Raw genomic sequence first — 20,880 nt, 5'->3', positions numbered from 1 at the left:
CGAATCGGCCATCGCATGTGCGCGATTCCGGGGTATGGTGGTAATGCGCCTGCTGAGTACTTCGACGTAGCTCGACGGTATCTCGACGGGCCGCACGTATGAGGATGCCCGGTCGGTGGCCCGATCGGCTCCGACCTGACAGCTCTCCACTGGCGTACGGCACTCTGCGTACGACGCCTGGAGGGACCCTCAGCGGTTCGAGCGCTAGAGCGTCGGCAGAGGTCTCCCGTGCCATACGGCTCGCCGTACGGCAGCCGACGTCCCCGGCACGGTCTGGACACGACCCCCGCGCTCGCCTCGCGCCGCATACACAGAACAGGCAGCACTCTGACTACTTTCCGAGAGCTCGGGATCCTTCCCGAGACCGCCGAGGCCCTTGAAGCCGTCGGCATCATCAGTCCCTTCCCCATCCAGGAGATGACGCTCCCCGTCGCCCTCTCGGGCACCGACGTCATCGGCCAGGCCAAGACCGGCACCGGCAAGACGCTGGGCTTCGGCCTTCCGCTCCTCGAGCGCGTCACCGTCCCCGCCGACGTCGAGGCCGGGCGCGCCAAGCCCGAGGCCCTCACCGACGCCCCGCAGGCACTCGTTGTCGTCCCGACGCGCGAGCTGTGCACTCAGGTGACGAACGACCTGCTGACCGCGGGCAAGGTACGCAATGTCCGCGTCCTCGCCATCTACGGCGGCCGGGCCTACGAGCCCCAGGTCGAGGCCCTCAAGAAGGGCATCGACGTCGTCGTCGGCACCCCGGGCCGGCTTCTCGACCTCGCGGGCCAGAAGAAGCTCAACCTCAAGCACATCAAGGCGCTCGTCCTCGACGAGGCCGACGAGATGCTCGACCTGGGCTTCCTGCCCGACGTCGAGAAGATCATCAACATGCTGCCGGCCCGCCGTCAGACGATGCTGTTCTCGGCGACCATGCCGGGCGCGGTCATCGGCCTCGCGCGCCGCTACATGTCGCAGCCCACGCACATCCGCGCCACGGCGCCGGACGACGAGGGCCAGACGGTCCGCAACACCGAGCAGTTCGCCTACCGCGCGCACAACATGGACAAGCCGGAAATGGTCTCGCGGATACTGCAGGCCGACGGCCGCGGTCTCGTGATGGTCTTCTGCCGCACCAAGCGGACGGCGGCGGACCTCGCCGACCAGCTCCAGCAGCGCGGCTTCGCCTCCGGCGCGGTCCACGGCGACCTCGGCCAGGGCGCCCGCGAGCAGGCGCTGCGCGCCTTCCGCAACGGCAAGGTGGACGTGCTCGTCTGCACCGACGTGGCCGCGCGCGGCATCGACGTCGAGGGCGTCACGCACGTCATCAACTACCAGTCCCCCGAGGACGAGAAGACGTACCTGCACCGCATCGGCCGTACGGGCCGCGCGGGCGCCAAGGGCATCGCGATCACCCTCGTCGACTGGGACGACATCCCGCGCTGGCAGCTCATCAACAAGGCGCTGGACCTCGGCCTGAGCGACCCGCCGGAGACGTATTCCACGTCCCCGCACCTCTTCGAGGAACTGAGCATTCCCGCGGGCACCAAGGGTGTGCTGCCGCGCTCGGAGCGCACGCGCGCCGGGCTCGCGGCCGAGGAGGTCGAGGACCTCGGCGAGACGGGCGGGCGCGGTCCGCGCGGCCGTGGCGGTCGCAGCGACCGGGGCGAGTCCCGTTCCGCCGACCGTGAGCGCCCGGCCCGTACTCCGCGTCGTCGCCGTCGTACGCGCGGCGGGTCCACGCTGGACGACACGGCTCCCACCGGGACCGCCCCCGCGGCGGAAACCCCTGCGGAGACCACCGCGGACGACGTGACCGGTCCCCGCACCCCGCGGCGCCGTCGCCGTACCCGCGCCGGAGGGGCCGAGCCGGTGACGACGGCCACGGAAGCGGTCACCGAGCCCGCCGAAAGCGCCGTGGCGACGGCAGAGGGCCCGACCCTGGACGCCTCCGAGGCCCCGGTGAAGCAGCGCCGCCGCCGTACGCGCAAGTCGGCGGAGCCGGAGGTCACGGTCGCTCAGGACGCGAAGGCCGAGTCGGCCGTGCAGGTGTCGGAGGCTCCGGCGGCTGCCGAGGCCCCCGAGGCTCCCGCCCCGCGCCGCCGCACCCGCAAGGCCGCCGCCACTGCCGAAACCGCGGTCGACACCGCGGAAGGTGCCGAGGAGACCAAGCCGCGCCGCACGCGCAAGAAGACGGCCGCCGCCGAGGTGGCGACCGACACGGCCGAGGGCACGGAAGCCAAGCCGAGCCGCACCCGCAAGGCTGCCGCCACCACCGAGACGGCGGAGACCACGGAACCGAAGCCGCGCCGCACCCGCAAGGCCACGGCCGCGGCCGAGACCGCGGTCGACACGGCGGAGGGCACGGAGGAGGCCAAGCCGCGCCGCCGCACCCGTAAGACCGCGGCTGCCGCGGAAGCGGCGGTCGACACGGCCGAGGGCACGGAGGCCAAGCCGAGCCGCACCCGCAAGGCTGCCGCCACCACCGAGGCACCGGACGCCGTGGAGGCCAAGCCCCGCCGCACGCGCAAGGCCGCCGCCACCGCCGAGGCAGCGGTCGACGCCGCCGACGGTACGGAGGCCAAGCCCAAGGTCCGCCGCACCCGCAAGGCCGCCGCCACCGCCGAGACGGCGGAGATTCCGGCCCAGGCCACGCAGGAGCCGGAAACCACACCCCGCCGCCGCACCCGCAAGGCGACGACGGCCACCGAGGCCCCGGAAGCCACGGAACCGAAGCCCCGCCGCACCCGCAAGGCCACGGCCGCCGCGGAGCCCGCGGAGGGCTGATCTCGCAACCCGATATGGCCCGGTCCCGCATCTCGCGGGACCGGGCCGTCGCGTTTTCGGGGGCGTGGAGGGCCCGGTCCCGATTCACCGCGCAACGGGTCATCCGAGCCATCGCCGCTTCACGCGGACGGCCATCACCGTTTCCGGGAGACGCGAACACCGCCGCGGGCACGCAAATCACAGCTGACTCGACTCGCACCGCACCCGCCCCCACACACACGACGGCCAGGATCCGGCCTCCGGCGAAGCCGCCCCGCCCGATAGCCTCACCTCGTGACCAGCTCAGCGCCCGTCCCCCGGCCGGCCGTCCCCCCACCGCCCGGCGCCCGCCTCCACCGGCTGCGCACGGCCCGTGGCGAGTTCGCTGCCGTTGACTCGCCCGTGCCCTCCGGTATCGAGCCGAGGGGTGTCGTGCTGATGCTCCCCGGATTCACGGGCAGCAAGGAGGACTTCACGCTGCTGCACGAGCCGCTGACCGTGCGCGGTTACCGGGTCGTGGCTCTGGACGGACGCGGACAGTACGAGTCCGACGGTCCGGAGAGCGATGAATCGGCGTATGCGCAGGACGAGTTGGCGAAGGACGTCCTCGCGCAGGCTGCGGCGCTCGGCACACCCCTGCACCTTCTCGGGCACTCCCTCGGCGGCCAGATCGCGCGCGCCGCCGTCCTCATCGACCACTCCCCCTTCCGCTCGCTCACCCTCATCTCCTCGGGCCCGGCCCAGGTCTCCGACTCCCAGCAGCAGCGCGTCAAGCTGCTGCGGGACACACTCGCGGTGCTGACGATGACCGAGGTGTGGGGGGCGATCCTGGCCATGGGCCCCCCGGAGGAGGTCGGCGGCCCGGCCCGCGGACTCGGCGACATGGACCAGCTCCGCCGCCGCTGGCTCGGCAACAAGCCCGCCCAACTCATCGCGACGGGACGCCAGTTGTGCACCGAGCCGGACCGTGTCGCCGAACTCGCCGCCGTCCCGCTCCCGTTCCACGTGCTGTCGGGCGCCCGCGACGACACCTGGCCGGTGACCCTCCTCGACGACATGGCCGTACGACTGAAGGCGCGCCGCACGGTCGTGGCCGGCGCGGAACACTCACCCAACATGGACCAGCCGCTCCCCACGGCCCGCGCCCTGGCGGACTTCTGGGACGCCCCGTAGGGGCGCGGGGCTGTTATCGATTTGCGGCTACCGCCGCGTGGGCGCGACCAGCCACGACGCACCCGCAGACGACCAACAACAGTTCGCGGCCCCGCGGCGGAGCCGCATATCGACACGGCCCGCGGAGCGTTCAGTACTGCGTCTGTAGGTGCTCCCAGAAGCCGTCCCGCAGCGCCCGCCGCAGATCCGCCTGACCGCGCAACGAGTACTGAAGAAGCCCCTCCGCCTCCACCAGCAGGTCCTGGTCCACCGACCCGGGCAGATACGGATGCCCGGGCAGCAGCTCCACCAGCGCCTCCCGGCCGCGCGCCGCCAGCCACTTCGCCGCGATCTGCGCGCCGACGAACCGCACGTCCTCGCGGGTGGGCCGGGTCGCCGTGGCCTCGTAGGCGGTCGCGGTGCGCCGGGCGACGTACGGCTTGAAGAAGTCGAGGTCGAAGGTGCGCTGGCTGTCGACCTCCCAGAGCAGCGGCTCCGCCTGGTTGCGGCCCTCCGGTGCCTCGATGCCCCACAGGTGCACCCGCGCGCCGTACCCCTGCGCCGCCTCCACGGCCGACACCAGGTCCTCGTCGCCGCCGAGCAGGGCCGCGTCGCTGATCGCGCGGTGCCGGGCGAGTGACTCGAGGTCGGAGCGGATCAGCGAATCCACGCCCTTTTGCTGGTTGTTGGCGTTGAGGTTGCCCAGACGGACCTTGACGTCCGGGAGTTCGGCGATGGACTGCTGCTCGGCGGTGTGGATGCGGCGCCGGGCGCCGTCGTACCAGTAGACCCGCAGCAGCCGGCTGTCCGCGAAGATCGTGCGGGCCTTGTCGATGAGTGCCTCGATCAGTCCCTCGGCGTCGAGGTCGAAGGCCCGCCGGTCCTCGGTCCCGGCGACGAGCCGGCCCGCGGCCGCGTACAGATACCCGGCGTCGACGAAGATCGCATGCGTCGAGGGCGTCTTCGCCACCTCGGCGAGCATGCGCTGGAGCAGCTCGTTGGTGCGGTCGATGCGGGCGCCGAGCGCCGCGAGGTCGTCGTTCATCGCCTCCATTGTCCCGGCGGTCACGCTGCGAACACAACCGGTCCCAATGGGTCTCGGAAGACTCCTATACCAGTCAGTAGTTAGCCGTTCGAAAAATTTCCTTAGCGTAGGGAATGTTTGTAACACGCAGCTCGTTGACTATGCATGTAAAGCAATTCTCCTCAGGAGGATGACCAGACGAAGGGAGAAGCCATGCGCTTCGAAATCATGCGACTCGACGACGTCGACGGCACGCCCGTGGACAGCACCGTTGTGGACGCCGCCTCCGTCAACCGGATCGTTCAGCAGGCCGCGGCCATAGGTCAGCGGCTGTGGATCCGTCCGGCCGACACCACGGCCTCGTAACAGACGCGGATCACCGCAGAAGCTTCAGAGCCCCCGCCCGGCATCGACGCCAGGCGGGGGCTCTGCGCTTGCGCGGGGTTCAGCTCCCCTGGATCACCTGCGTGACCCCGTTGATGATCTGCTGCACGGCGATCGCGGACAGCATCATTCCCGCAAGCCGCGTCACGAGGACCACACCGCCGTCCTTGATGACCCGGATGATCAGCAGCGAGTACCGCATCACCAGCCACAGCACGACATGGATGGCCACGATCGCCGCCCACACCGACACCTGAGCGGCAACACCGTCGGCCTTCTGCACCGCGAGGATGACGGAGACGATCGCGCCGGGCCCGGCGAGCAACGGCATGCCCAGCGGTACGAGCGCGACGTTCACGTCCTTGGTCTGCTTCGGCTCGTCCGTCTTGCCGGTGAGCAGGTCGAGCGCGATCAGCAGAAGAAGCAGCCCGCCCGCGATCATCAGCGCGGGGACGGAGACGTGCAGGTAGTCGAGGATCTGATGCCCCAGCAGCCCGAACACGGTGATCACACCGCCGGCGACACAGACGGCCTGGAAGGCCATCCGCTTCTGCACCTTGGCGGGGCGGCCCGAGGTCAGCGCCAGGAAGATCGGGGTGATCCCAGGGGGATCCATGATGACAAAAAGGGTGAGGAAGAGAGAGCCGAAGACGGCGACGTCGAACATGGGTGAGCCTTGCTTGCGGAAGAGAGGGACGTGTCAGCGGGGTCGAGTCTCAGACTCCGCCGGTCCCCGGCACGGGAAACGCCCCCGTCGCCCGACGCGTGATCTCCCCGTACACCTCGGGGTCCGTGGTGTACTCGCCGAGCAGTACGGTCTTCCGGCTGCCGTGGTAGTCGCTGGAGCCGGTCGTCAGCAGACCCAGCTCCTTCCCCAGGCCCCGCAGCCGCTCGCGCGCCTCCGGGTCGTGGTCCATGTGGTCGACCTCGATGCCGTCGAGGCCCACGGCCGCCATCTCGGCGATCGCGGACTCCGGCACCGTGCGCCCCCGCTTGCTGGCGGCCGGGTGCGCGAACACCGCGACCCCGCCCGCGGCCTTGATCAGCCGGATCGCCTCGAAGGGGTCGGTCTCGTGCTTCTCGACGAACGCCCGCCCGCCGTCGGCCAGCCAGTCCTCCGTGAAGGCGTCCCCCACGGTCGGTACGAGGCCGAGCTCCACCAGCGCGGAGGCGACATGCGGCCGCCCGACGGACCCGTCTCCGGCGATCCGCTTGACCAGCTCCCAGGTCACCGGCACACCCAGCTCGTTCAGCTTGGCGATCATCCCCTTGGCCCGCGGCACCCGGTCGTCCCGCACCAACTCACGCTCGGCAAGCAGCGCCGGCTCCTCGGCATCGAACAGGTAGGCCAGCATGTGCATGCTGACCCCGTCGATACGACACGACAGCTCGGCCCCGGTAACGAGCGTCAGCCCCTCCGGCAGCGCGGCAATCGCCTCGCCGTACCCGCGGGTGGTGTCATGATCGGTCAGCGCAACGACGTCCAGCCCAGCAGCGGCAGCATTCCGCACCAGCTCAGCGGGCGAATCCGTACCGTCTGAGGCGGTGGAGTGGGTGTGCAGATCTATTCGCACGACGCGAACTCCAGCGGGTGACGGTACGGAAGGGGACACCCAAGACTAACGGCTGCCCAGCCCACCCAGGGGCGCGGGACTGTGTCCGATATGCGGCTCCGCCGCGTGGGCGCGATCAGCCACGACGAGCCCGCAGCCACCGACGCACCCCAGCCACCCCACCCCTACGGCTCAAGCAAGCGCGGCGACAACGCCCCGCAGGGAACCAGATCCAGCTCGGCCCCCGCATCCCGCAAATCCGTGAGCACCAGCTCGTCATACATCAGCAGCCCCGACTGCTCGGGCCACACAACCGCCCACAGCCACAGCCCCCGCGCCTCACCGGCGAACACCGCACGGTCATCGGGCGAGTCGGCGACATGCCACAACGGCGTCGGCCGCCCCGCCGCCAGCACCTTGGCCTGTGGCGGCTTCTCGACGTTCATGTACGGCCCCGGGTCCGGCCCGTCGACACCCGCGTACCGCGCCCCGAGCCCCACGCCGAGCTCCTCGGCGACCAGGATCAACTCCCCCACACCGCCCAGCGGCCCCGGCCCCGAGCACGCCACGGCCGTCGCACGACCCCCGCTGCGGTCGTCGCCCGCGCAGGCCACGCCGGTGAACAGCCAGCCGACCGGAAGCGGCCAGGGCATCCACACCGGTACCTGCGTGCGATGCACCACGACGCTGAGGGCCTCGACGCTGGGCGGGATCACGGGCTGCAGCGGATGCACGGTGCCGTGCACATCACACTGCCAGGAATCGGCGAAGAGTCCGGGAGCCCTGACCCGGCCACCACACTTCGGGCAACTGGGTTCGCCCCTCATAGGGCCCCACGGTCCTACCCCTGCTCCGTCACGTCAAGGACGATCACCCGTCCGGACGGAACGCCTGACCAGGCAGATGTAGATGTAGCTTGCATTAATTAGCCGAGCTAACTTACTATGTGCATATACCAACCATCTTCTGTGGGGAGTGAGGGAACCATGGACCCATTCGACGCGGGAGCCGGCGGCATCCTGCGGCAGCCGAGGGCAGTCTGGGCGACCGCCGGCGCGTCCGTCGTCGCATTCATGGGCATCGGGCTCGTCGACCCGATCCTGCCGTCGATCGCTCAGGGCCTGGACGCCACGGCCAGCCAGGTCTCTCTGCTCTTCACCTCGTACTTCCTGATCACCGCCGTGGCGATGCTGATCACCGGCTTCGTCTCCAGCCGTATCGGCGGCCGTAAGACCCTGCTGCTCGGCCTCGCGTTCGTCGTGGTCTTCGCGGCCCTCGCGGGCACCTCGAACTCGGTCGCCGAACTCGTCGGGTTCCGGGCCGGCTGGGGCCTCGGCAACGCGCTCTTCGTCTCCACCGCCCTCGCGGTCATCGTCGGCGCGGCGGCCGGAGGCAGCGCGGCGGCGATCCTGCTGTACGAGTCCGCCCTGGGCCTCGGCATGGCGTGCGGGCCCCTGCTGGGAGCGCTGCTCGGGGACGCCGACTGGCGCTACCCGTTCTTCGGCACCGCAGCCCTGATGGCGGTGGGCTTCCTCTGCATCACGGCGTTCCTCAAGGAGCAGCCGAGGCCGGCGCAGAAGACCTCACTGCTCGACCCGATCAAGGCGCTCTCCCACGGCGGACTGGCCTCCGCGGCGGTCTCGTCCTTCTTCTACAACTACACGTTCTTCACGGTCCTGGCCTTCACGCCCTTCGTGCTGGACATGACCCCGTACAAGTCGGGTGCCGTGTTCTTCGCCTGGGGCGTGCTGCTCGCCGTCTTCTCGGTGCTCGTGGCGCCGCGGCTCCAGGAGCGGTTCGGTTCGCTGAAGGTGCTCGGCGGCTCCCTGGTGCTGCTCGCCGTCGACGTACTGGTCCTCGGCTACGGGAGCCACACGACGGCCGTCGTCTGCACGATCCTGTCCGGCGCCTTCATCGGCGTGAACAACACCGTGTACACAGAGCTGGCGCTGGGCGTCTCGGACGCCCCGCGCCCCGTCGCCAGCGCGGGCTACAACTTCGTGCGCTGGTTCGCGGCCGCGGCCGCACCGTTCTTCGCGCCGAAGATCGAGGAGTGGAGCAACATCCACATCCCGTTCGTGGTGGCGGCGGTCACGGCCGTCCTGGGCGCCGCGGTGGTCGTCGTACGACGGAAGGCCCTCGCACACGAGGCCGAGGAGCCGGAGCCGAGGCACGCCACGGAGGACAGCGTCACGGTGTTCGCCAACTGACCGGTTCCGGCCACCGGTTGGTGAGTTCGGTCACTCGGCCGGTCAGTCCAGCGGAACGGACCTGCGGGACGGATCCCGCAGGTCCGTTCCGTTCGTCAGCCAGCGCTCCTGAAGGGCCTGGGCGCCGTGCACGCGCTTCCAGGCCGCCTCGTTCGGGGTCATGGGGAGCAGCGGCAGGAACCGTACGGGGTCGAGGGGCTCGTCCAGGTCCAGGTCCTCGACCAGGCCACCCGGCTCGGCGACCAGGACCGAGGTGAAGGGGGCGCCGGGCCAGAGGGGATCGCCGACGTCCAGGGATGCGCCGGTGGCCACGACCAACCCCTCCACCTGCGGAGACGCGGCGAGTACAGCGAGCGGGCGGAGCGCCTTGTCGGTGTCGGCGAGCCCGGATCGTACGGAGAGCACCAGCTCGGCGCGGGGGCCCTCGACCGGGTCGGCGAGAACCGCGGTGGGGTCCGCCATGGGGTGCGCGGACATGCCGAGCGTGGCGTAGCGGACGATGTCGCCCTGCTGGAAACGGAGCACCTCGATGCGGTCGGTACCGAGGAAGGTGACCGCGGCGCGGGCGTCCGGTTCGCCCAGTGCGGTGCGCAACCGGGCCTCTACCAGAGCAAGAACATCAACCATGCGGTGAGCATAGAACTCGTCAGTACCGGGCAAAGCAGCGCCTTGACACTTCAGTCGGCTGTTACTCTTGCCCGGTGGTTCGGGGCAGCACGCAGCAGCGTCGCAGTCAAGTCCCGACACCGACGAAACTCCCCTACGGGGGACCGGCCGGAGGAGGTGGGGCTGCAATGGATCGAAGTCGACCGTGCAGTAGCACCCGCTCTTCCCGCCGCTGACGTAGCCGCTCTGCTTCTCTAGCCGGCCGCCACCTCTCGCACGCTTTTCACCGCGGAAGAGCCTTCGTTTCGTATTGCCTGATCTGTCTGTCCCGCAGCAGTAGCTGAATCAGCAGCGAAGCTCACCACCGCGATGGTGCGGTGCTCCCCGCTTTGTGGACGTGCCAAACATCCGCAGTCAGGACGTCCTCATTCCGGGTGGTTCCGCCCCTCCCCGGAGGCTTTCGCTGCCTGCCCGCGAAGGAGCCTGCCATGTCGATGATCCGCGACCTGCGTGCCGCCGTCCGTCCGTCCCGTCCGTCGCTCCGCAAGGACACCGCCGGGTACGACACGACGCGCGACCCGTCGACGCCCTCGGCCGTGGTCGACTGCGCCATCTACCGCGACGGCGCCCGCATCGCGACCCCGGCGCCGCTGACGCCGCACGAGGCGATGCGCCAGGTGCGGCGCGACGGGGGCTTCGTCTGGATCGGGCTGCACGAGCCCACCGAGGCCGAGTTCTCCGGTATCGCAGGTGAGTTCGGGCTGCACCCGCTGGCCGTCGAGGACGCCGTCCAGGCCCACCAGCGGCCCAAGCTGGAGCGCTACGACGACTCCCTGTTCACGGTCTTCAAGACCATCCACTACATCGAGCACGACGAACTCACCGCCAGCAGCGAGATCGTCGAGACCGGCGAAGTCATGTGCTTCACCGGACGGGACTTCTTCATCACCGTCCGGCACGGCGGACAGGGCTCGCTGCGGGCGCTCAGGCACCGGCTTCAGGACGACCCCGAGCTGCTCGCCAAGGGTCCCTCGGCGGTGCTGCACGCGATCGCCGACCATGTCGTCGACGGGTACGTCGCGGTCGCCGACGCGGTGCAGGACGACATCGACGAGGTCGAGACCGAGGTGTTCTCGCTGGGGCGCAAGGGCACCCCGCGCGGCACGGACGCCGGCCGGATCTACCAACTCAAGCGTGAGGTGCTGGAGTTCAAGCGCGCCGTGGCGCCCCTGCTCCGTCCCATGCTGCTGCTCAGCGAGCGGCCGATGCGGCTGATCGACCCCGACATCCAGAAGTACTTCCGTGACGTCGCCGACCACCTGGCCCGGGTGCAGGAACAGGTCGTCGGCTTCGACGAACTGCTCAACTCGATCCTCCAGGCCAACCTCGCGCAGGCCTCCGTCGCGCAGAACGAGGACATGCGGAAGATCACGTCCTGGGCGGCCATCATCGCCGTACCGACGATGGTGTGCGGCGTGTACGGCATGAACTTCGACTACATGCCGGAGCTGCGCTGGAAGTTCGGCTACCCGATGGTCCTGACCATCACTGTCGGCATCTGCCTCGGCATCCACCGCACCCTGAAGCGCAACGGCTGGCTGTGAGCACGCCTGACTAGTCTGGGCCCATGACAAGTGAGCTGCTCGACCAGGCCCTCGTCGAGGAGGCCACCAAGAAGTCCGGCCTCATCTGGGTCAAGGGGCCCGGCGGACCGGCCCGGGCGCTGTGGCACGTGTGGCACGAGGGTGCCGCCTGTCTGATCGGCGACGGGCCGGGCGAGCAGCCGCTGCCGGAGCTGGCCGACGGGGCCGCCGCCGAGGTGACCGTGCGCAGCAAGGACAAGGGCGGTCGGCTGGTCTCCTGGACGGCGAAGGTCGTCGAGCTCACGCCGGGGTCCGAGCAGTGGGACGCGACGGTCGCCGAGCTCAAGGGCAAGCGGCTGAACGCCCCCGACGGGGAGGCGATGACGCTCCGCTGGTCCCGCGAATGCCGGGTGCTGCGGCTGGAGCCGACGGGGACGACGGCCGCTTTGCCCGACGGCAACCTGGCGGCGGCGCCGCTGCCGACCCCGGCGACCACCCGGGAGCCGATGCCTGCCGGGCTGCCGAAGCTACTGATGAAGAAGCGTCGGCGCAAGTAACCGCTAGGACGTCGGCAGCTGCTTGCCGTAGTCCACCGTCTCGTCCTGCTTCGGTTCCTCGATCTTGAAGTCCTTGCCCCAGTCCGTGAAGAGCAGGGTGCCCGCGCTCCCCGCCCGCACCAGGCGGAGCGGATACGGCTGCCCCTCCAGGGAGACGTCGAGGGTGCCTCCGGAGCCCTTGTCGCCGGCGATGCGGATGGTGCGGGTGCCGGACTGCTCGTGGTGCCCGTCCGTCTCCAGGGTGCCGTGCAGGGCCAGCAGACCGTCGAGGAGGACGTCCTTGTCGGTGAACCCGCTGAACTTCTTGTACGAGGGGTCGCCCTGGGGCACCTTCACGAACTTGCCGTCGAGCTTGTCGGCGGCGGCCGTGTCGGCATCGGTGTCGTCGGAGTCGCCGCCCTTGGCGTTCTCCGGGTTCCAGAACTCCGCGTCCGCCTTGAGGAACAGCTGCTCGCCGACGCGCAGCAGCCGGAAGGTCGTCCCCCCGGCGGTGACCGACCCGGTGCCGCCGTCGGACTTCAGCCGCATGTCGAGTTCATAGGTGCGTCCGCTGGTGACCACCGTTCCGGAGAGGTGGAGCGCGGTGGCGGACCCGGCGGCCGTACGGGTCCTGCTCTGAATCTTGTCGGCCGACAGCTTGCCGACCCCGTTCGTGCCCGCGTCGGGGTCCTCGCTGCACCCCGACAGTGCCGCCGTTCCCGTCACGACCAGGGCGCACATCGCGCTCACCAGCGTGGCTCTGCGGGCACGGCCCCGGGGAATCGCAGTCACAGGTGGAGCTGCCTTTCTGACGAGGGTCCTTCAGCGGCGTACGGCAGAGTACCGGGGTCCTGCGGGCCGGGCGGAGCCAGTGGGTCCGTACCGCTCACCAGGGCGTATCCGATCAGGACGGGCCGGCCCGAAGGCCGTCTCAGCGAGCAATTCGGAACATCGGAACAAAGGAGCTTCAGTGCCGGCGGGACGGGCCCGGCGTATTCCCGGCAGAACGGTCGCACGGACGTGACGTAGCCGACCGGTGACGGGGCTTACCGGGGCACCTGTGAAGCGCCGTACCATCGTCCTTATGGCTACGGAAGACGCGGTGCGTGAAGCACTGGCGACGGTGAACGACCCCGAGATCAACCGCCCCATCACCGAACTCGGGATGGTCAAGTCGGTACAGATCGGCGCGGACGGAGCGGTCGCGGTCGCCGTGTACCTGACGGTCTCCGGCTGTCCGATGCGCGACACGATCACGAAGCGCGTGACGGATGCGGTCTCGGCGGTCGACGGCGTCACCCGCGTCGACGTCGAGCTCGACGTCATGAGCGACGAACAGCGCAAGGAGCTGGCCTCCGCGCTGCGCGGCGGCACGGCCGAGCGCGAGGTCCCCTTCGCCAAGCCGGGCTCCCTCACCCGTGTGTACGCGGTCGCCTCCGGCAAGGGCGGCGTCGGCAAGTCGTCCGTGACCGTCAATCTGGCGGCGGCGATGGCGGCGGACGGCCTCAAGGTGGGCGTGGTCGACGCCGACATCTACGGCCACTCGGTGCCGCGCATGCTGGGTGCCGACGGGCGTCCCACCCAGGTCGAGAACATGATCATGCCGCCGTCCGCGCACGGCGTGAAGGTCATCTCCATCGGCATGTTCACGCCCGGCAACGCCCCTGTGGTCTGGCGCGGCCCGATGCTCCACCGCGCGCTCCAGCAGTTCCTGGCGGACGTGTACTGGGGCGACCTGGACGTCCTGCTCCTGGACCTCCCGCCGGGCACGGGCGACATCGCCATCTCCGTGGCCCAGCTCGTCCCGAACGCCGAGATCCTCGTCGTCACGACCCCGCAGCAGGCGGCGGCCGAGGTCGCCGAGCGCGCGGGCTCCATCGCCGTCCAGACCCACCAGAAGATCGTGGGCGTCGTCGAGAACATGTCCGGCCTTCCCTGCCCCCACTGCGGCGAGATGGTCGACGTCTTCGGCACGGGCGGCGGCCAGTCCGTCGCCGACGGCCTCACCCGCACGACCGGCACGAACGTCCCCGTCCTCGGCAACATCCCCATCGACGTCCGCCTCCGCGAAGGCGGCGACGAGGGCAAGCCGGTGGTCCTCACGGACCCGGACTCCCCGGCGGGATCCGCACTGCGGGCGATCGCGGGGAAGCTGGGGGGACGCCAGCGGGGCCTGTCGGGCATGTCGCTGGGAATCACGCCGAGGAACAAGTTCTAAGGAGACGGCTGGGAGACGCCGTTAAGGGGCGCGGGGAACTGCGCGACCAGCCACAACGAGCCCGCACCCGCCACACAACCTGAGGCCCTACGGAGAAAGGGCGCCGCAAAATCCGCGGCGCCCTTTGTCATGCGTAAGCCGCAACATCCTTGATCACGGCGAAGCCCAACCCATACGCGCTCATCCCCCGCCCGTACGCCCCCACATGCACCCCTACCGGCGTGGACCCGGCAAGCACCCACCCGAACTCGGACTCCCGGTAGTGGAAGGACGTGGGCACCCCGTCCACAGGCAGGGACAACGTCGACCACGCGGGCCCGGCGAGATCGTCCGCCAACGCCCACGCCGTCTCCGTCTGCTGCTCCAACCAGTCGTCCCGCAGCGAGTGGTCCATCTGCCCCGGCCAGGTGAAGGACAGCAGCCCCACCCCCGCCAGCCACGCCGCCGACGACACCGACGTGGCCTCCAGCAGCCCCGTACCATCGGCGCTCCGCCGGGACGGATTCGCGGCAACGGTCACCACGACGGCGAACTTCTCCCGCGCATCAACAGCGGCAGCGTTCTCGCTGCGGACGGAGGGTTCGTCACCGTGTCCGATCGACCCGTGCTCCACGGCCCCGTCGGCCGCCGTCCCCACCTGCATCAGCCAGCGCGGTCCCGTGAAGGCCTCGTCGAGGCCGTACCACGGGAAGGGCGCCAGCAGGTAGCCGTCGACCGTGCGCCGGGCGAAGGGGACCTGTTGTCCGCCCTCCGCGGCCGCTGGCTGCGCGACTCGACTCGTCGTCTCCATGTGCCGGACGCCTCCTCGCTCGTGTCGGACCGGGACGGCCCGCCCCCCTGGTTCTCGTCGGACCGGACGACCCGCCCCCCTTCGGGCGTACTCGTCCGGTCCGCACAACAACTCGGCAGCATATCCACACCACTCGGGGCAGCCGGGAAATCGCCCGGCGCGTGGGCCGCTCGGACGTCGTGTTCAGGCCGCAGGGCGCAGGGTGCGGGGGCAGAGTACGAGCGGAGTATGAAACGCGTCACGTACGACGCCGAGGGGCGTCTCGGCCGTACGGCTCAGGTGGCGTCGTAGTCGAAGGGCGGGCGCTCGTCGCCCGGGCCCTCGGGCTTCTTGGTCATGTCGACGCGGGCGCCCGACGAACCGGAAGCGGCGGCGGACGACGAACTCGACGCGTCGGTGTCACGGCTGTGGACCGCGTCCGTGACCTCGGCCATCTCCTTCTTCAGGTCGAAGCCGTTACGGATCTCCTTGAGCCCCAGTTCGTCGTTGTCCATCTGCTTGCGGATGAACGTCTTGGGGTTGAGATCCTCGAACTCGAAGTCCTTGAACTCCGGGCCGAGTTCGCTGCGGATGTCTTCCTTGGCGCTGTCCGAGAACTCACGGATCTTGCGGACGGTCCGCATGACGTCCTGGATGACCTTCGGAAGCTTGTCCGGACCGAAGACGAGCACGGCGAGGACAACGAGCGTGATCAGCTCGAGCGGTCCTATGTCATTGAACACCTGAAGCTCCTTGCGATGTCCTCGGTCCTCGGCCCTCGGTGGTCTGTGCGGGTCTTCCGTGGTCCGGGCCGGGTCCACGGTACCCGGCGTTGCTGTACGACCGGTACTGTCCCGAGGCCTCCGAGTGCGGGCAGGAGTGGGGTTTTCGGAGTTGTTTGCCTTGTGGACGCCCAGATGAGGCGGCTGGACGGGTCCGGACTGTGACGTTTCTGTGAGTCTCTACGGTTCTCGGTTTTCGGGGTGTTTCATTCGGCGTCGGAGGAGCCGAGCACCAGCGAGATCCGCCTCTCCTTGCCGCCGCGTTCCAGCGTCAGCTCCAGACGGTCGCCGGGGCGGTGGGCGCGTGTCTTGACGATCAGCTCCTCGCCGGAGTGGACGCGCTGGCCGTCGACCTCGGTGATGACGTCTCCCGCCTTGATGCCGGCCTGGTCGCCGGGGCCGCCCGCGTTGACCGCGGGGCCGCCGCCGCTGCCCTCCGTGCCGACCCTGGCGCCGTCGCCGGAGTAGTCCATGTCGAGGGTGACGCCGATGACGGGGTGGGTCGCCTTGCCGGTGTTGATCAGCTCTTCGGCGACGCGCTTGGCCTGGTTGACGGGGATGGCGAAGCCGAGCCCTATCGAACCGGCCTGGCCGCCGTCCAGCTCCGAGCCGTCGCCGGCCGAGCGGATGGCGGAGTTGATGCCGATGACACGGGCCTTGGCGTCGAGCAGGGGCCCGCCGGAGTTGCCGGGGTTGATGGGCGCGTCGGTCTGTAGGGCATCGACGTACGAGACATCACTTCCGTCGCCGCTCTCGCCGCCCGCCGTGATGGGCCGCTCCTTGGCGCTGATGATGCCGGAGGTGACGGTGCCGGCCAGGTCGAAGGGGGCGCCGATGGCGACGACGGGGTCGCCGACCTGGACGTTGTCGGAGTTGCCGAGCGTCATCGGGTTGAGCCCTGTGACGCCGCTGACCTTGACCACGGCGAGGTCGTAGCCGCTGTCCCGGCCGACGACCGTGGCCTTGGCGGTGTCGCCGCTGTGGAAGGTCACCGAGATCTCGCCGTCGGATCCGGCGGGTTCCACGACGTGGTTGTTGGTGAGGATGTGGCCGCGGTCGTCGAGCACGAAGCCGGTGCCGGTGCCCTGTGCGGCGCTGCCACTCACATGGAGGGTCACCACACTGGGCAGCGCCCGCGCGGCGATGCCCGCCACGCTGTCCGGGGCCCGCCCGGCTGACTCCACGTCGGCCTGCGGCAACTCCACGCTCCCGACGCCGCCGTTCCGCTCGAGATACGCCCCTACGGCGCCCCCGACGCCCCCCGACACCAGCGCCAGCAGCACGGCTCCGCCGACAAGAGCCTTGCGTACACGCTTGCGCCGCTGGGTGGTGGTGGGTACGGCCGCTCCGTTCTGCTGGAGGGGGCCGGTGACCGGGGCCCAGGGGTCGTAGTTCTGCCAAGGGTTGGCCGGGGGCGGGAAGGAGGCGCCGGGCGGCGCCGGCTGGGGCATGTCGTTGCCGGACGCGCCCACCGGGGCCGGCGTGTCGTGCGTCGGCGTCGGGATCGCCGTGCCCTGGGCCGGTGTGGTCGCCGGGTGCTGGACCGGCGGGGCGGGGGCCCAGGGCCCGGAGGAGCCGTACGGCGGGGTGCTGTCCGGGCCGGGATCCTGCACGGGCTGGGGACGCTCGGCGGCGGGCACGGATCCCTCCCCGGCCTGTGGAACCGGCATCCCAGCAGGTGGCTCCAGCTCGAAGTCACCCCCGGCCGAAGCCGCATCGCCGCCCTCGACAACCCGAGGCCGGTCCAGTTCAAAGTCACCCTCGGACAAAGCCCCGTCACGGCCCTCGACAACCCGAGGCCGGTCCAGCTCGAAGTCACCCTCGGCTGAAACGCCGTCACCGCCCCGCACCGCCGTCGGCCGGGCCCGCTCGAAGTCGCCGTCGGGCACTGCGTCGGCCACCGGATCCTGCGGTGCCACCTCGGCCGGCGCCGGGGAAGAACCCTGTGCCTGGCCCGCAGGGATCTGCGGGCGAGGTCGGCTCCACCATTTCGCCTTCGTGGGCTTCCCCTCGTTCATGCTCTCCCCACAGCTGGCCGCGGCACGGCTCGTCGGCGGTGGCCGCAGATCGTCTACTCCGCGCCCGGCAGCCTGCCTGGGCACGGCCCACCCTGGATTCAACCAGGTTCATGCACCGTGGCGCAGAGGTCGGGTCAGCGACCCGTGCCGGACGTGCCGGAAGAGGCTGTGGGGGACGAGGTCGTGTCGGGGACGGGCGCGGCGAACAGGCCGGGAGCCGTGATCTCCGGGACGGTGGACCACGAGGTGAGGGTGAGCGTCGGGGTGGAGCTGAGCGGACGTATCAGCGGGGACATGGCGGCCGCACCGGCGACCACCGGCGTGGTCAGCGGATGCGCCGCGGCCTGCTGGACCTGTCCGGCCGCGGGGGCCGGAACGCCGGGCAGCAGCGGGGCCGACACCTCGGTCGGGGTGACCGGGGTGTCGCCGAGCGGCGTCTGCTGACTGCCCTGGGCGAGCAGTGGGCCGACACCTCGGCGGCGCTGGCCCTCGGGTGCCGTCGCGGCTCCCGTGCCCTGCGTCCGCATCGGGGTCACATTGCTGCCGCCGGAGCCGTCGCGCGCGGCATTCGTGGTCTCACCGGTGCCGGTGGTGACGCCGCCGAGCGCGATCGCGGCCAGCGACACCGCCCCGGCGGCGACGAACGCGAACCGCATCCCGCGCGAGGCCGACCGCTCCGCCTCATGACGGCTGACGTCATGTATGGGGAAGCCTCGGCCCGCCGACGGGAGCAAGGGGTCGTGCGCGCGGGCGGGGACGTAACCGAACTCGAAGCGCTCGCTCCGCTTCATCCCGAAGACCCCGGCGGCCGCAGGCCGTCCGGAGAGTGCGTCACCGAACCCGTCCAGCGGTGAGCCGCTGTCGCCGTCACCTCCGCCGGGCAGCCCTTGAAGACGGGCCAGGAAGCTCTCGGAAGGGGGCGGCGGGGCCGCTTCCGCGAAGACGTTCTTCAGGCGGCGCTGCGCGTCGGCCTCTGCCTTGCACTTCGTGCAGGTGGCCAGATGCGCGAGTACGCGCTCACGCGCCTCATGACCGAGCTCGCCGTCGACCAGCGCGGCGAGTCGGTCTCCCAGGTGCTGTTCTGCGAGGTGCCCCTCTGCGGGTTTGGGCCGTGATCCACTCACGCGGACGCGCCCCCTCCCCCCAGTACGGGGACACGGGCCGCGAAGGAGCGGCGCTCGGCCCGGGCCTCGGGCGACCGGTGCGCCAGAGCCTTGCGCAGCTGCGAGCGGCCGCGGTGAATACGGGACCGGACAGTGCCCAGCTTGACCCCGAGGGTCGCGGCGATCTCCTCGTACGACAGTCCTTCGATGTCGCACAGGACGACCGCGGCGCGGAACTCGGGCGCGAGGGTGTCGAGGGCCTGCTGGACGTCCGCGTCGAAGTGCGCGTCGTTGAAGATCTGCTGCGGGTTCGGCTCGCGGCTGGGCAGACGCTCTGCCGCGTCGTCGCCGAGCGCGTCGAAACGGATGCGCTGCTTGCGGCGGACCATGTCCAGGAACAGGTTCGTGGTGATGCGGTGCAGCCAGCCCTCGAAAGTGCCCGGTGTATAGGTCGACAGAGAGCGGAAGACGCGGACGAAGACCTCCTGGGTGAGGTCCTCGGCGTCGTGCTGGTTGCCGGTGAGGCGGTAGGCCAGGCGGTAGACCCGGCCGCTGTGGGTGCTGACGATCTCCTCCCAGGTGGGCGGAGTCCACGCCTGCCCGTCCGCGTCGCTGGAGAAGGTCGCGGTCTGGGCGTAGTCGCCGGCGTGGTTATGGTCAGCAGCGGTGTTGTTCACGGATTTCGGCTTGCCTGCCGATCCGAGGAAGCGCCGCAGCACTCCGCCCCGATCCCCAGGCGCAGCCGCACCTCCCCTGTCGGCTCTGGTGGTGTCCAGTGGAGCCCCTACCATAGCCACCTCGCCCGTTAGCTCCGGATAAGCGGTTTTACGAGAAATTGATCTGGGCTGATACGGCTCATACGGCTGCGTCAGCACTTGCTCGCGGTCCCGCACCTCATCGTGATCCATCTGTGTCCCCCCGCTCTTCTCTCCCACCCCTTAAACGCCCGGTCCCATCTGCGGGTTCCCGGCCGCAACGGATACAGTCACGCCCAGGCACACACGGGGACAGGAGAGGGTCATTACCGGCAACCGGCAGACGAGCTGGGCGTTCGCCGACGCCTATGTCGCCGAGGACGAAGCCCTGCGCTGGGCCCGTGACCGGGCCCGCGAGGCAGGGCTGCGCTCGGTGTCGCCCGGCACGGGCGCCGCGCTGCGGTTGCTCGCCGCCACCGTGGACGCCAAGGCGATCGCGGAGATCGGTACCGGCACCGGCGTCTCCGGGATCCATCTGCTGCACGGTATGCGGCCGGACGGCGTGCTGACCACCGTCGACCCCGAGCCGGAGCACCAGCAGTTCGCCCGCCAGGCCTTCCGCGCCTCCGGCTTCGCCAGCAACCGGGCCCGCTTCATCCCCGGCTCCGCCCTGGACGTGCTGCCCCGTCTCGCCGACGCCGGCTACGACCTGGTCTTCTGCGACGGCGACCGGCTGGAGTTCCTGGACTACCTCGCTGAATCGTTGCGCCTGCTGCGCCCCGGCGGCCTGATCGTCTTCGAGGGCGTCTTCGCCAACGGCAGGACCGTGGACTCCGGTCCGCAGCCCACCGAGGTGCTGCGGCTGCGCGAGCTGCTGCGCGCCGTGCGCGAGAGTCAGGACCTGGTGCCGTCGCTGCTGCCGGTGGGCGACGGGCTGCTCTGCGCGGTCAAGCGCTGACGGTCGTAGGGCGTCGTACAGCCCCCTGGCCAGGTAAGTCGTACAGCCGCCCCGGCCATGCAATCAGCCGCCCCGGCATCTCACACGATGCCGGGGCGGCTGAAAGGGTATGGTCGCTGCGCCTCAGCCGACGACCTTCTTGAGGGCGTCGCCCAGCGCGTCGGCCTCGTCAGGGGTCAGCTCGACGACGAGCCGACCGCCGCCTTCGAGCGGAACGCGCATGACGATGCCCCGCCCCTCCTTGGTCACCTCGAGCGGGCCATCGCCCGTCCGCGGCTTCATGGCCGCCATGCTCGTTCCCCTTCCTGAAACCAGCTCATCGTCAAAGCCGACGGCCCTGGAGGGCATGCGCGGCCCCTGCCTGAAAAGGCGCAGGACACACGACACCGGCATCGAACACATTGCTTCCAGGCCATTATCCCGCATCTCAGGACCCGATGACCAACATCAGTCGGCATCGCTTGGGCAACGCGCGCGAGCAAAACCACTCAATTCGGCGATGTGACTGCGATACTGCGCCGCCGCTCACGCCTTCGCC

The 20,880-nt window shown here is 70.3% G+C and carries 20 protein-coding genes; 8 read left to right on the top strand and 12 right to left on the bottom strand.

Going from position 1 to position 20,880, the window contains the following annotated elements; all coding sequences use genetic code 11:
* Window positions 1-417 precede the first annotated feature (417 nt).
* Window positions 418-2,772, top strand: a complete 2,355-nt coding sequence (locus KCH87_RS10510) for a DEAD/DEAH box helicase (RefSeq protein ID WP_247196006.1) — start codon at window positions 418-420, stop codon at window positions 2,770-2,772.
* Window positions 2,773-3,045: 273 nt separating this feature from the next.
* On the top strand, window positions 3,046-3,924 hold the full coding sequence (locus KCH87_RS10505) for an alpha/beta fold hydrolase (protein WP_210585695.1): 879 nt from the start codon (window positions 3,046-3,048) through the stop codon (window positions 3,922-3,924).
* 130 nt (window positions 3,925-4,054) lie between these two features.
* On the opposite strand, the gene KCH87_RS10500 is transcribed toward KCH87_RS10505, so the two are convergent.
* Window positions 4,055-4,948 (bottom strand): NYN domain-containing protein, encoded by an 894-nt coding sequence (locus KCH87_RS10500; protein ID WP_210585694.1) that lies wholly within the window; start codon window positions 4,946-4,948, stop codon window positions 4,055-4,057.
* Between the two features lie 192 nt (window positions 4,949-5,140).
* Between KCH87_RS10500 and KCH87_RS10495 the strand changes: the two genes are divergently transcribed.
* Window positions 5,141-5,293, top strand: a complete 153-nt coding sequence (locus KCH87_RS10495; protein WP_020136747.1) for a hypothetical protein — start codon at window positions 5,141-5,143, stop codon at window positions 5,291-5,293.
* A 79-nt stretch (window positions 5,294-5,372) separates the two neighbouring features.
* Here KCH87_RS10495 and KCH87_RS10490 read toward each other — a convergent pair whose 3' ends face one another.
* The 3 genes from KCH87_RS10490 to KCH87_RS10480 all read right to left on the bottom strand — a co-directional run bounded on the left by KCH87_RS10490 (window position 5,373) and on the right by KCH87_RS10480 (window position 7,691).
* A complete protein-coding gene (locus tag KCH87_RS10490; protein WP_210585693.1) occupies window positions 5,373-5,978 on the bottom strand; it encodes a MarC family protein in 606 nt (201 codons plus the stop codon).
* Window positions 5,979-6,027: 49 nt separating this feature from the next.
* Window positions 6,028-6,885 carry a PHP domain-containing protein gene (locus KCH87_RS10485; protein ID WP_210585692.1) on the bottom strand — a complete coding sequence of 286 codons (858 nt, stop codon included), beginning with the start codon at window positions 6,883-6,885 and terminating at the stop codon, window positions 6,028-6,030.
* Window positions 6,886-7,049: 164 nt separating this feature from the next.
* Window positions 7,050-7,691 carry a DUF6758 family protein gene (locus KCH87_RS10480; RefSeq protein WP_210585691.1) on the bottom strand — a complete coding sequence of 214 codons (642 nt, stop codon included), beginning with the start codon at window positions 7,689-7,691 and terminating at the stop codon, window positions 7,050-7,052.
* A gap of 159 nt (window positions 7,692-7,850) precedes the next feature.
* Here KCH87_RS10480 and KCH87_RS10475 point away from each other — a divergent pair, with 159 nt between their 5' ends.
* Complete coding sequence (locus KCH87_RS10475) at window positions 7,851-9,074, top strand: MFS transporter (RefSeq protein WP_210585690.1); 1,224 nt, start codon at window positions 7,851-7,853, stop codon at window positions 9,072-9,074.
* A 42-nt stretch (window positions 9,075-9,116) separates the two neighbouring features.
* On the opposite strand, the gene KCH87_RS10470 is transcribed toward KCH87_RS10475, so the two are convergent.
* Window positions 9,117-9,701: a suppressor of fused domain protein gene (locus KCH87_RS10470; RefSeq protein ID WP_210585689.1), complete on the bottom strand. Its 585-nt coding sequence runs from the start codon at window positions 9,699-9,701 to the stop codon at window positions 9,117-9,119.
* Between the two features lie 467 nt (window positions 9,702-10,168).
* Between KCH87_RS10470 and KCH87_RS10465 the strand changes: the two genes are divergently transcribed.
* Both KCH87_RS10465 and KCH87_RS10460 read left to right on the top strand, forming a co-directional pair.
* On the top strand, window positions 10,169-11,284 hold the full coding sequence (locus KCH87_RS10465) for a magnesium and cobalt transport protein CorA (protein WP_210585688.1): 1,116 nt from the start codon (window positions 10,169-10,171) through the stop codon (window positions 11,282-11,284).
* A 23-nt stretch (window positions 11,285-11,307) separates the two neighbouring features.
* The gene (locus KCH87_RS10460) at window positions 11,308-11,820 is read left to right on the top strand and encodes a hypothetical protein (RefSeq protein WP_210585687.1); all 513 of its coding nucleotides are present in this window, start codon (window positions 11,308-11,310) and stop codon (window positions 11,818-11,820) included.
* A gap of 3 nt (window positions 11,821-11,823) precedes the next feature.
* On the opposite strand, the gene KCH87_RS10455 is transcribed toward KCH87_RS10460, so the two are convergent.
* Window positions 11,824-12,591, bottom strand: a complete 768-nt coding sequence (locus KCH87_RS10455) for a hypothetical protein (RefSeq protein ID WP_210585686.1) — start codon at window positions 12,589-12,591, stop codon at window positions 11,824-11,826.
* 292 nt (window positions 12,592-12,883) lie between these two features.
* Between KCH87_RS10455 and KCH87_RS10450 the strand changes: the two genes are divergently transcribed.
* On the top strand, window positions 12,884-14,017 hold the full coding sequence (locus tag KCH87_RS10450; protein ID WP_210585685.1) for an Mrp/NBP35 family ATP-binding protein: 1,134 nt from the start codon (window positions 12,884-12,886) through the stop codon (window positions 14,015-14,017).
* Between the two features lie 127 nt (window positions 14,018-14,144).
* Here KCH87_RS10450 and KCH87_RS10445 read toward each other — a convergent pair whose 3' ends face one another.
* The 5 genes from KCH87_RS10445 to sigE form a co-directional block, all read right to left on the bottom strand.
* Window positions 14,145-14,807, bottom strand: coding sequence for a hypothetical protein (locus KCH87_RS10445; RefSeq protein WP_210585684.1), 663 nt, complete (start codon window positions 14,805-14,807; stop codon window positions 14,145-14,147).
* A 275-nt stretch (window positions 14,808-15,082) separates the two neighbouring features.
* Complete coding sequence (locus KCH87_RS10440) at window positions 15,083-15,529, bottom strand: sec-independent translocase (RefSeq protein WP_210585683.1); 447 nt, start codon at window positions 15,527-15,529, stop codon at window positions 15,083-15,085.
* A 245-nt stretch (window positions 15,530-15,774) separates the two neighbouring features.
* On the bottom strand, window positions 15,775-17,586 hold the full coding sequence (locus KCH87_RS10435) for a trypsin-like peptidase domain-containing protein (protein WP_210585682.1): 1,812 nt from the start codon (window positions 17,584-17,586) through the stop codon (window positions 15,775-15,777).
* 134 nt (window positions 17,587-17,720) lie between these two features.
* Complete coding sequence (locus KCH87_RS10430) at window positions 17,721-18,710, bottom strand: anti-sigma factor (RefSeq protein ID WP_210585681.1); 990 nt, start codon at window positions 18,708-18,710, stop codon at window positions 17,721-17,723.
* Window positions 18,707-19,408: an RNA polymerase sigma factor SigE gene (sigE, locus tag KCH87_RS10425; RefSeq protein ID WP_210585680.1), complete on the bottom strand. Its 702-nt coding sequence runs from the start codon at window positions 19,406-19,408 to the stop codon at window positions 18,707-18,709. The genes KCH87_RS10430 and sigE overlap by 4 nt, the downstream gene beginning before the upstream one ends.
* Window positions 19,409-19,643: 235 nt before the next feature.
* Between sigE and KCH87_RS10420 the strand changes: the two genes are divergently transcribed.
* Window positions 19,644-20,342: an O-methyltransferase gene (locus KCH87_RS10420; protein ID WP_308298812.1), complete on the top strand. Its 699-nt coding sequence runs from the start codon at window positions 19,644-19,646 to the stop codon at window positions 20,340-20,342.
* Window positions 20,343-20,465: 123 nt separating this feature from the next.
* Here the strand turns inward: KCH87_RS10420 and KCH87_RS10415 are convergent, their stop codons facing one another.
* A complete protein-coding gene (locus KCH87_RS10415) occupies window positions 20,466-20,633 on the bottom strand; it encodes a DUF3117 domain-containing protein (RefSeq protein WP_003966491.1) in 168 nt (55 codons plus the stop codon).
* Between the last annotated feature and the right edge of the window lie 247 nt (window positions 20,634-20,880).

The sequence above is a fragment of the Streptomyces sp. GESEQ-35 genome (assembly GCF_017948485.1).
GTDB lineage: Bacteria > Actinomycetota > Actinomycetes > Streptomycetales > Streptomycetaceae > Streptomyces.
The sequence above is the reverse complement of the archived record's forward strand: the minus strand, read 5'-3'. Positions and strand labels throughout refer to the sequence as shown.

Excerpts from the sequence above, each read along its gene's own strand:
- KCH87_RS10510 (WP_247196006.1), top strand. The coding sequence starts at position 418 with ATGACGCTCCCCGTCGCCCTCTCGGGCACCGACGTCATCGGCCAGGCC.
- KCH87_RS10500 (WP_210585694.1), bottom strand. The coding sequence starts at position 4,948 with ATGAACGACGACCTCGCGGCGCTCGGCGCCCGCATCGACCGCACCAAC.
- KCH87_RS10495 (WP_020136747.1), top strand. The coding sequence starts at position 5,141 with ATGCGCTTCGAAATCATGCGACTCGACGACGTCGACGGCACGCCCGTG.
- KCH87_RS10490 (WP_210585693.1), bottom strand. The coding sequence starts at position 5,978 with ATGTTCGACGTCGCCGTCTTCGGCTCTCTCTTCCTCACCCTTTTTGTC.
- KCH87_RS10480 (WP_210585691.1), bottom strand. The coding sequence starts at position 7,691 with ATGAGGGGCGAACCCAGTTGCCCGAAGTGTGGTGGCCGGGTCAGGGCT.
- KCH87_RS10475 (WP_210585690.1), top strand. The coding sequence starts at position 7,851 with ATGGACCCATTCGACGCGGGAGCCGGCGGCATCCTGCGGCAGCCGAGG.
- KCH87_RS10470 (WP_210585689.1), bottom strand. The coding sequence starts at position 9,701 with ATGGTTGATGTTCTTGCTCTGGTAGAGGCCCGGTTGCGCACCGCACTG.
- KCH87_RS10465 (WP_210585688.1), top strand. The coding sequence starts at position 10,169 with ATGTCGATGATCCGCGACCTGCGTGCCGCCGTCCGTCCGTCCCGTCCG.
- KCH87_RS10460 (WP_210585687.1), top strand. The coding sequence starts at position 11,308 with ATGACAAGTGAGCTGCTCGACCAGGCCCTCGTCGAGGAGGCCACCAAG.
- KCH87_RS10450 (WP_210585685.1), top strand. The coding sequence starts at position 12,884 with ATGGCTACGGAAGACGCGGTGCGTGAAGCACTGGCGACGGTGAACGAC.
- KCH87_RS10445 (WP_210585684.1), bottom strand. The coding sequence starts at position 14,807 with ATGGAGACGACGAGTCGAGTCGCGCAGCCAGCGGCCGCGGAGGGCGGA.
- KCH87_RS10435 (WP_210585682.1), bottom strand. The coding sequence starts at position 17,586 with ATGAACGAGGGGAAGCCCACGAAGGCGAAATGGTGGAGCCGACCTCGC.
- KCH87_RS10415 (WP_003966491.1), bottom strand. The coding sequence starts at position 20,633 with ATGGCGGCCATGAAGCCGCGGACGGGCGATGGCCCGCTCGAGGTGACC.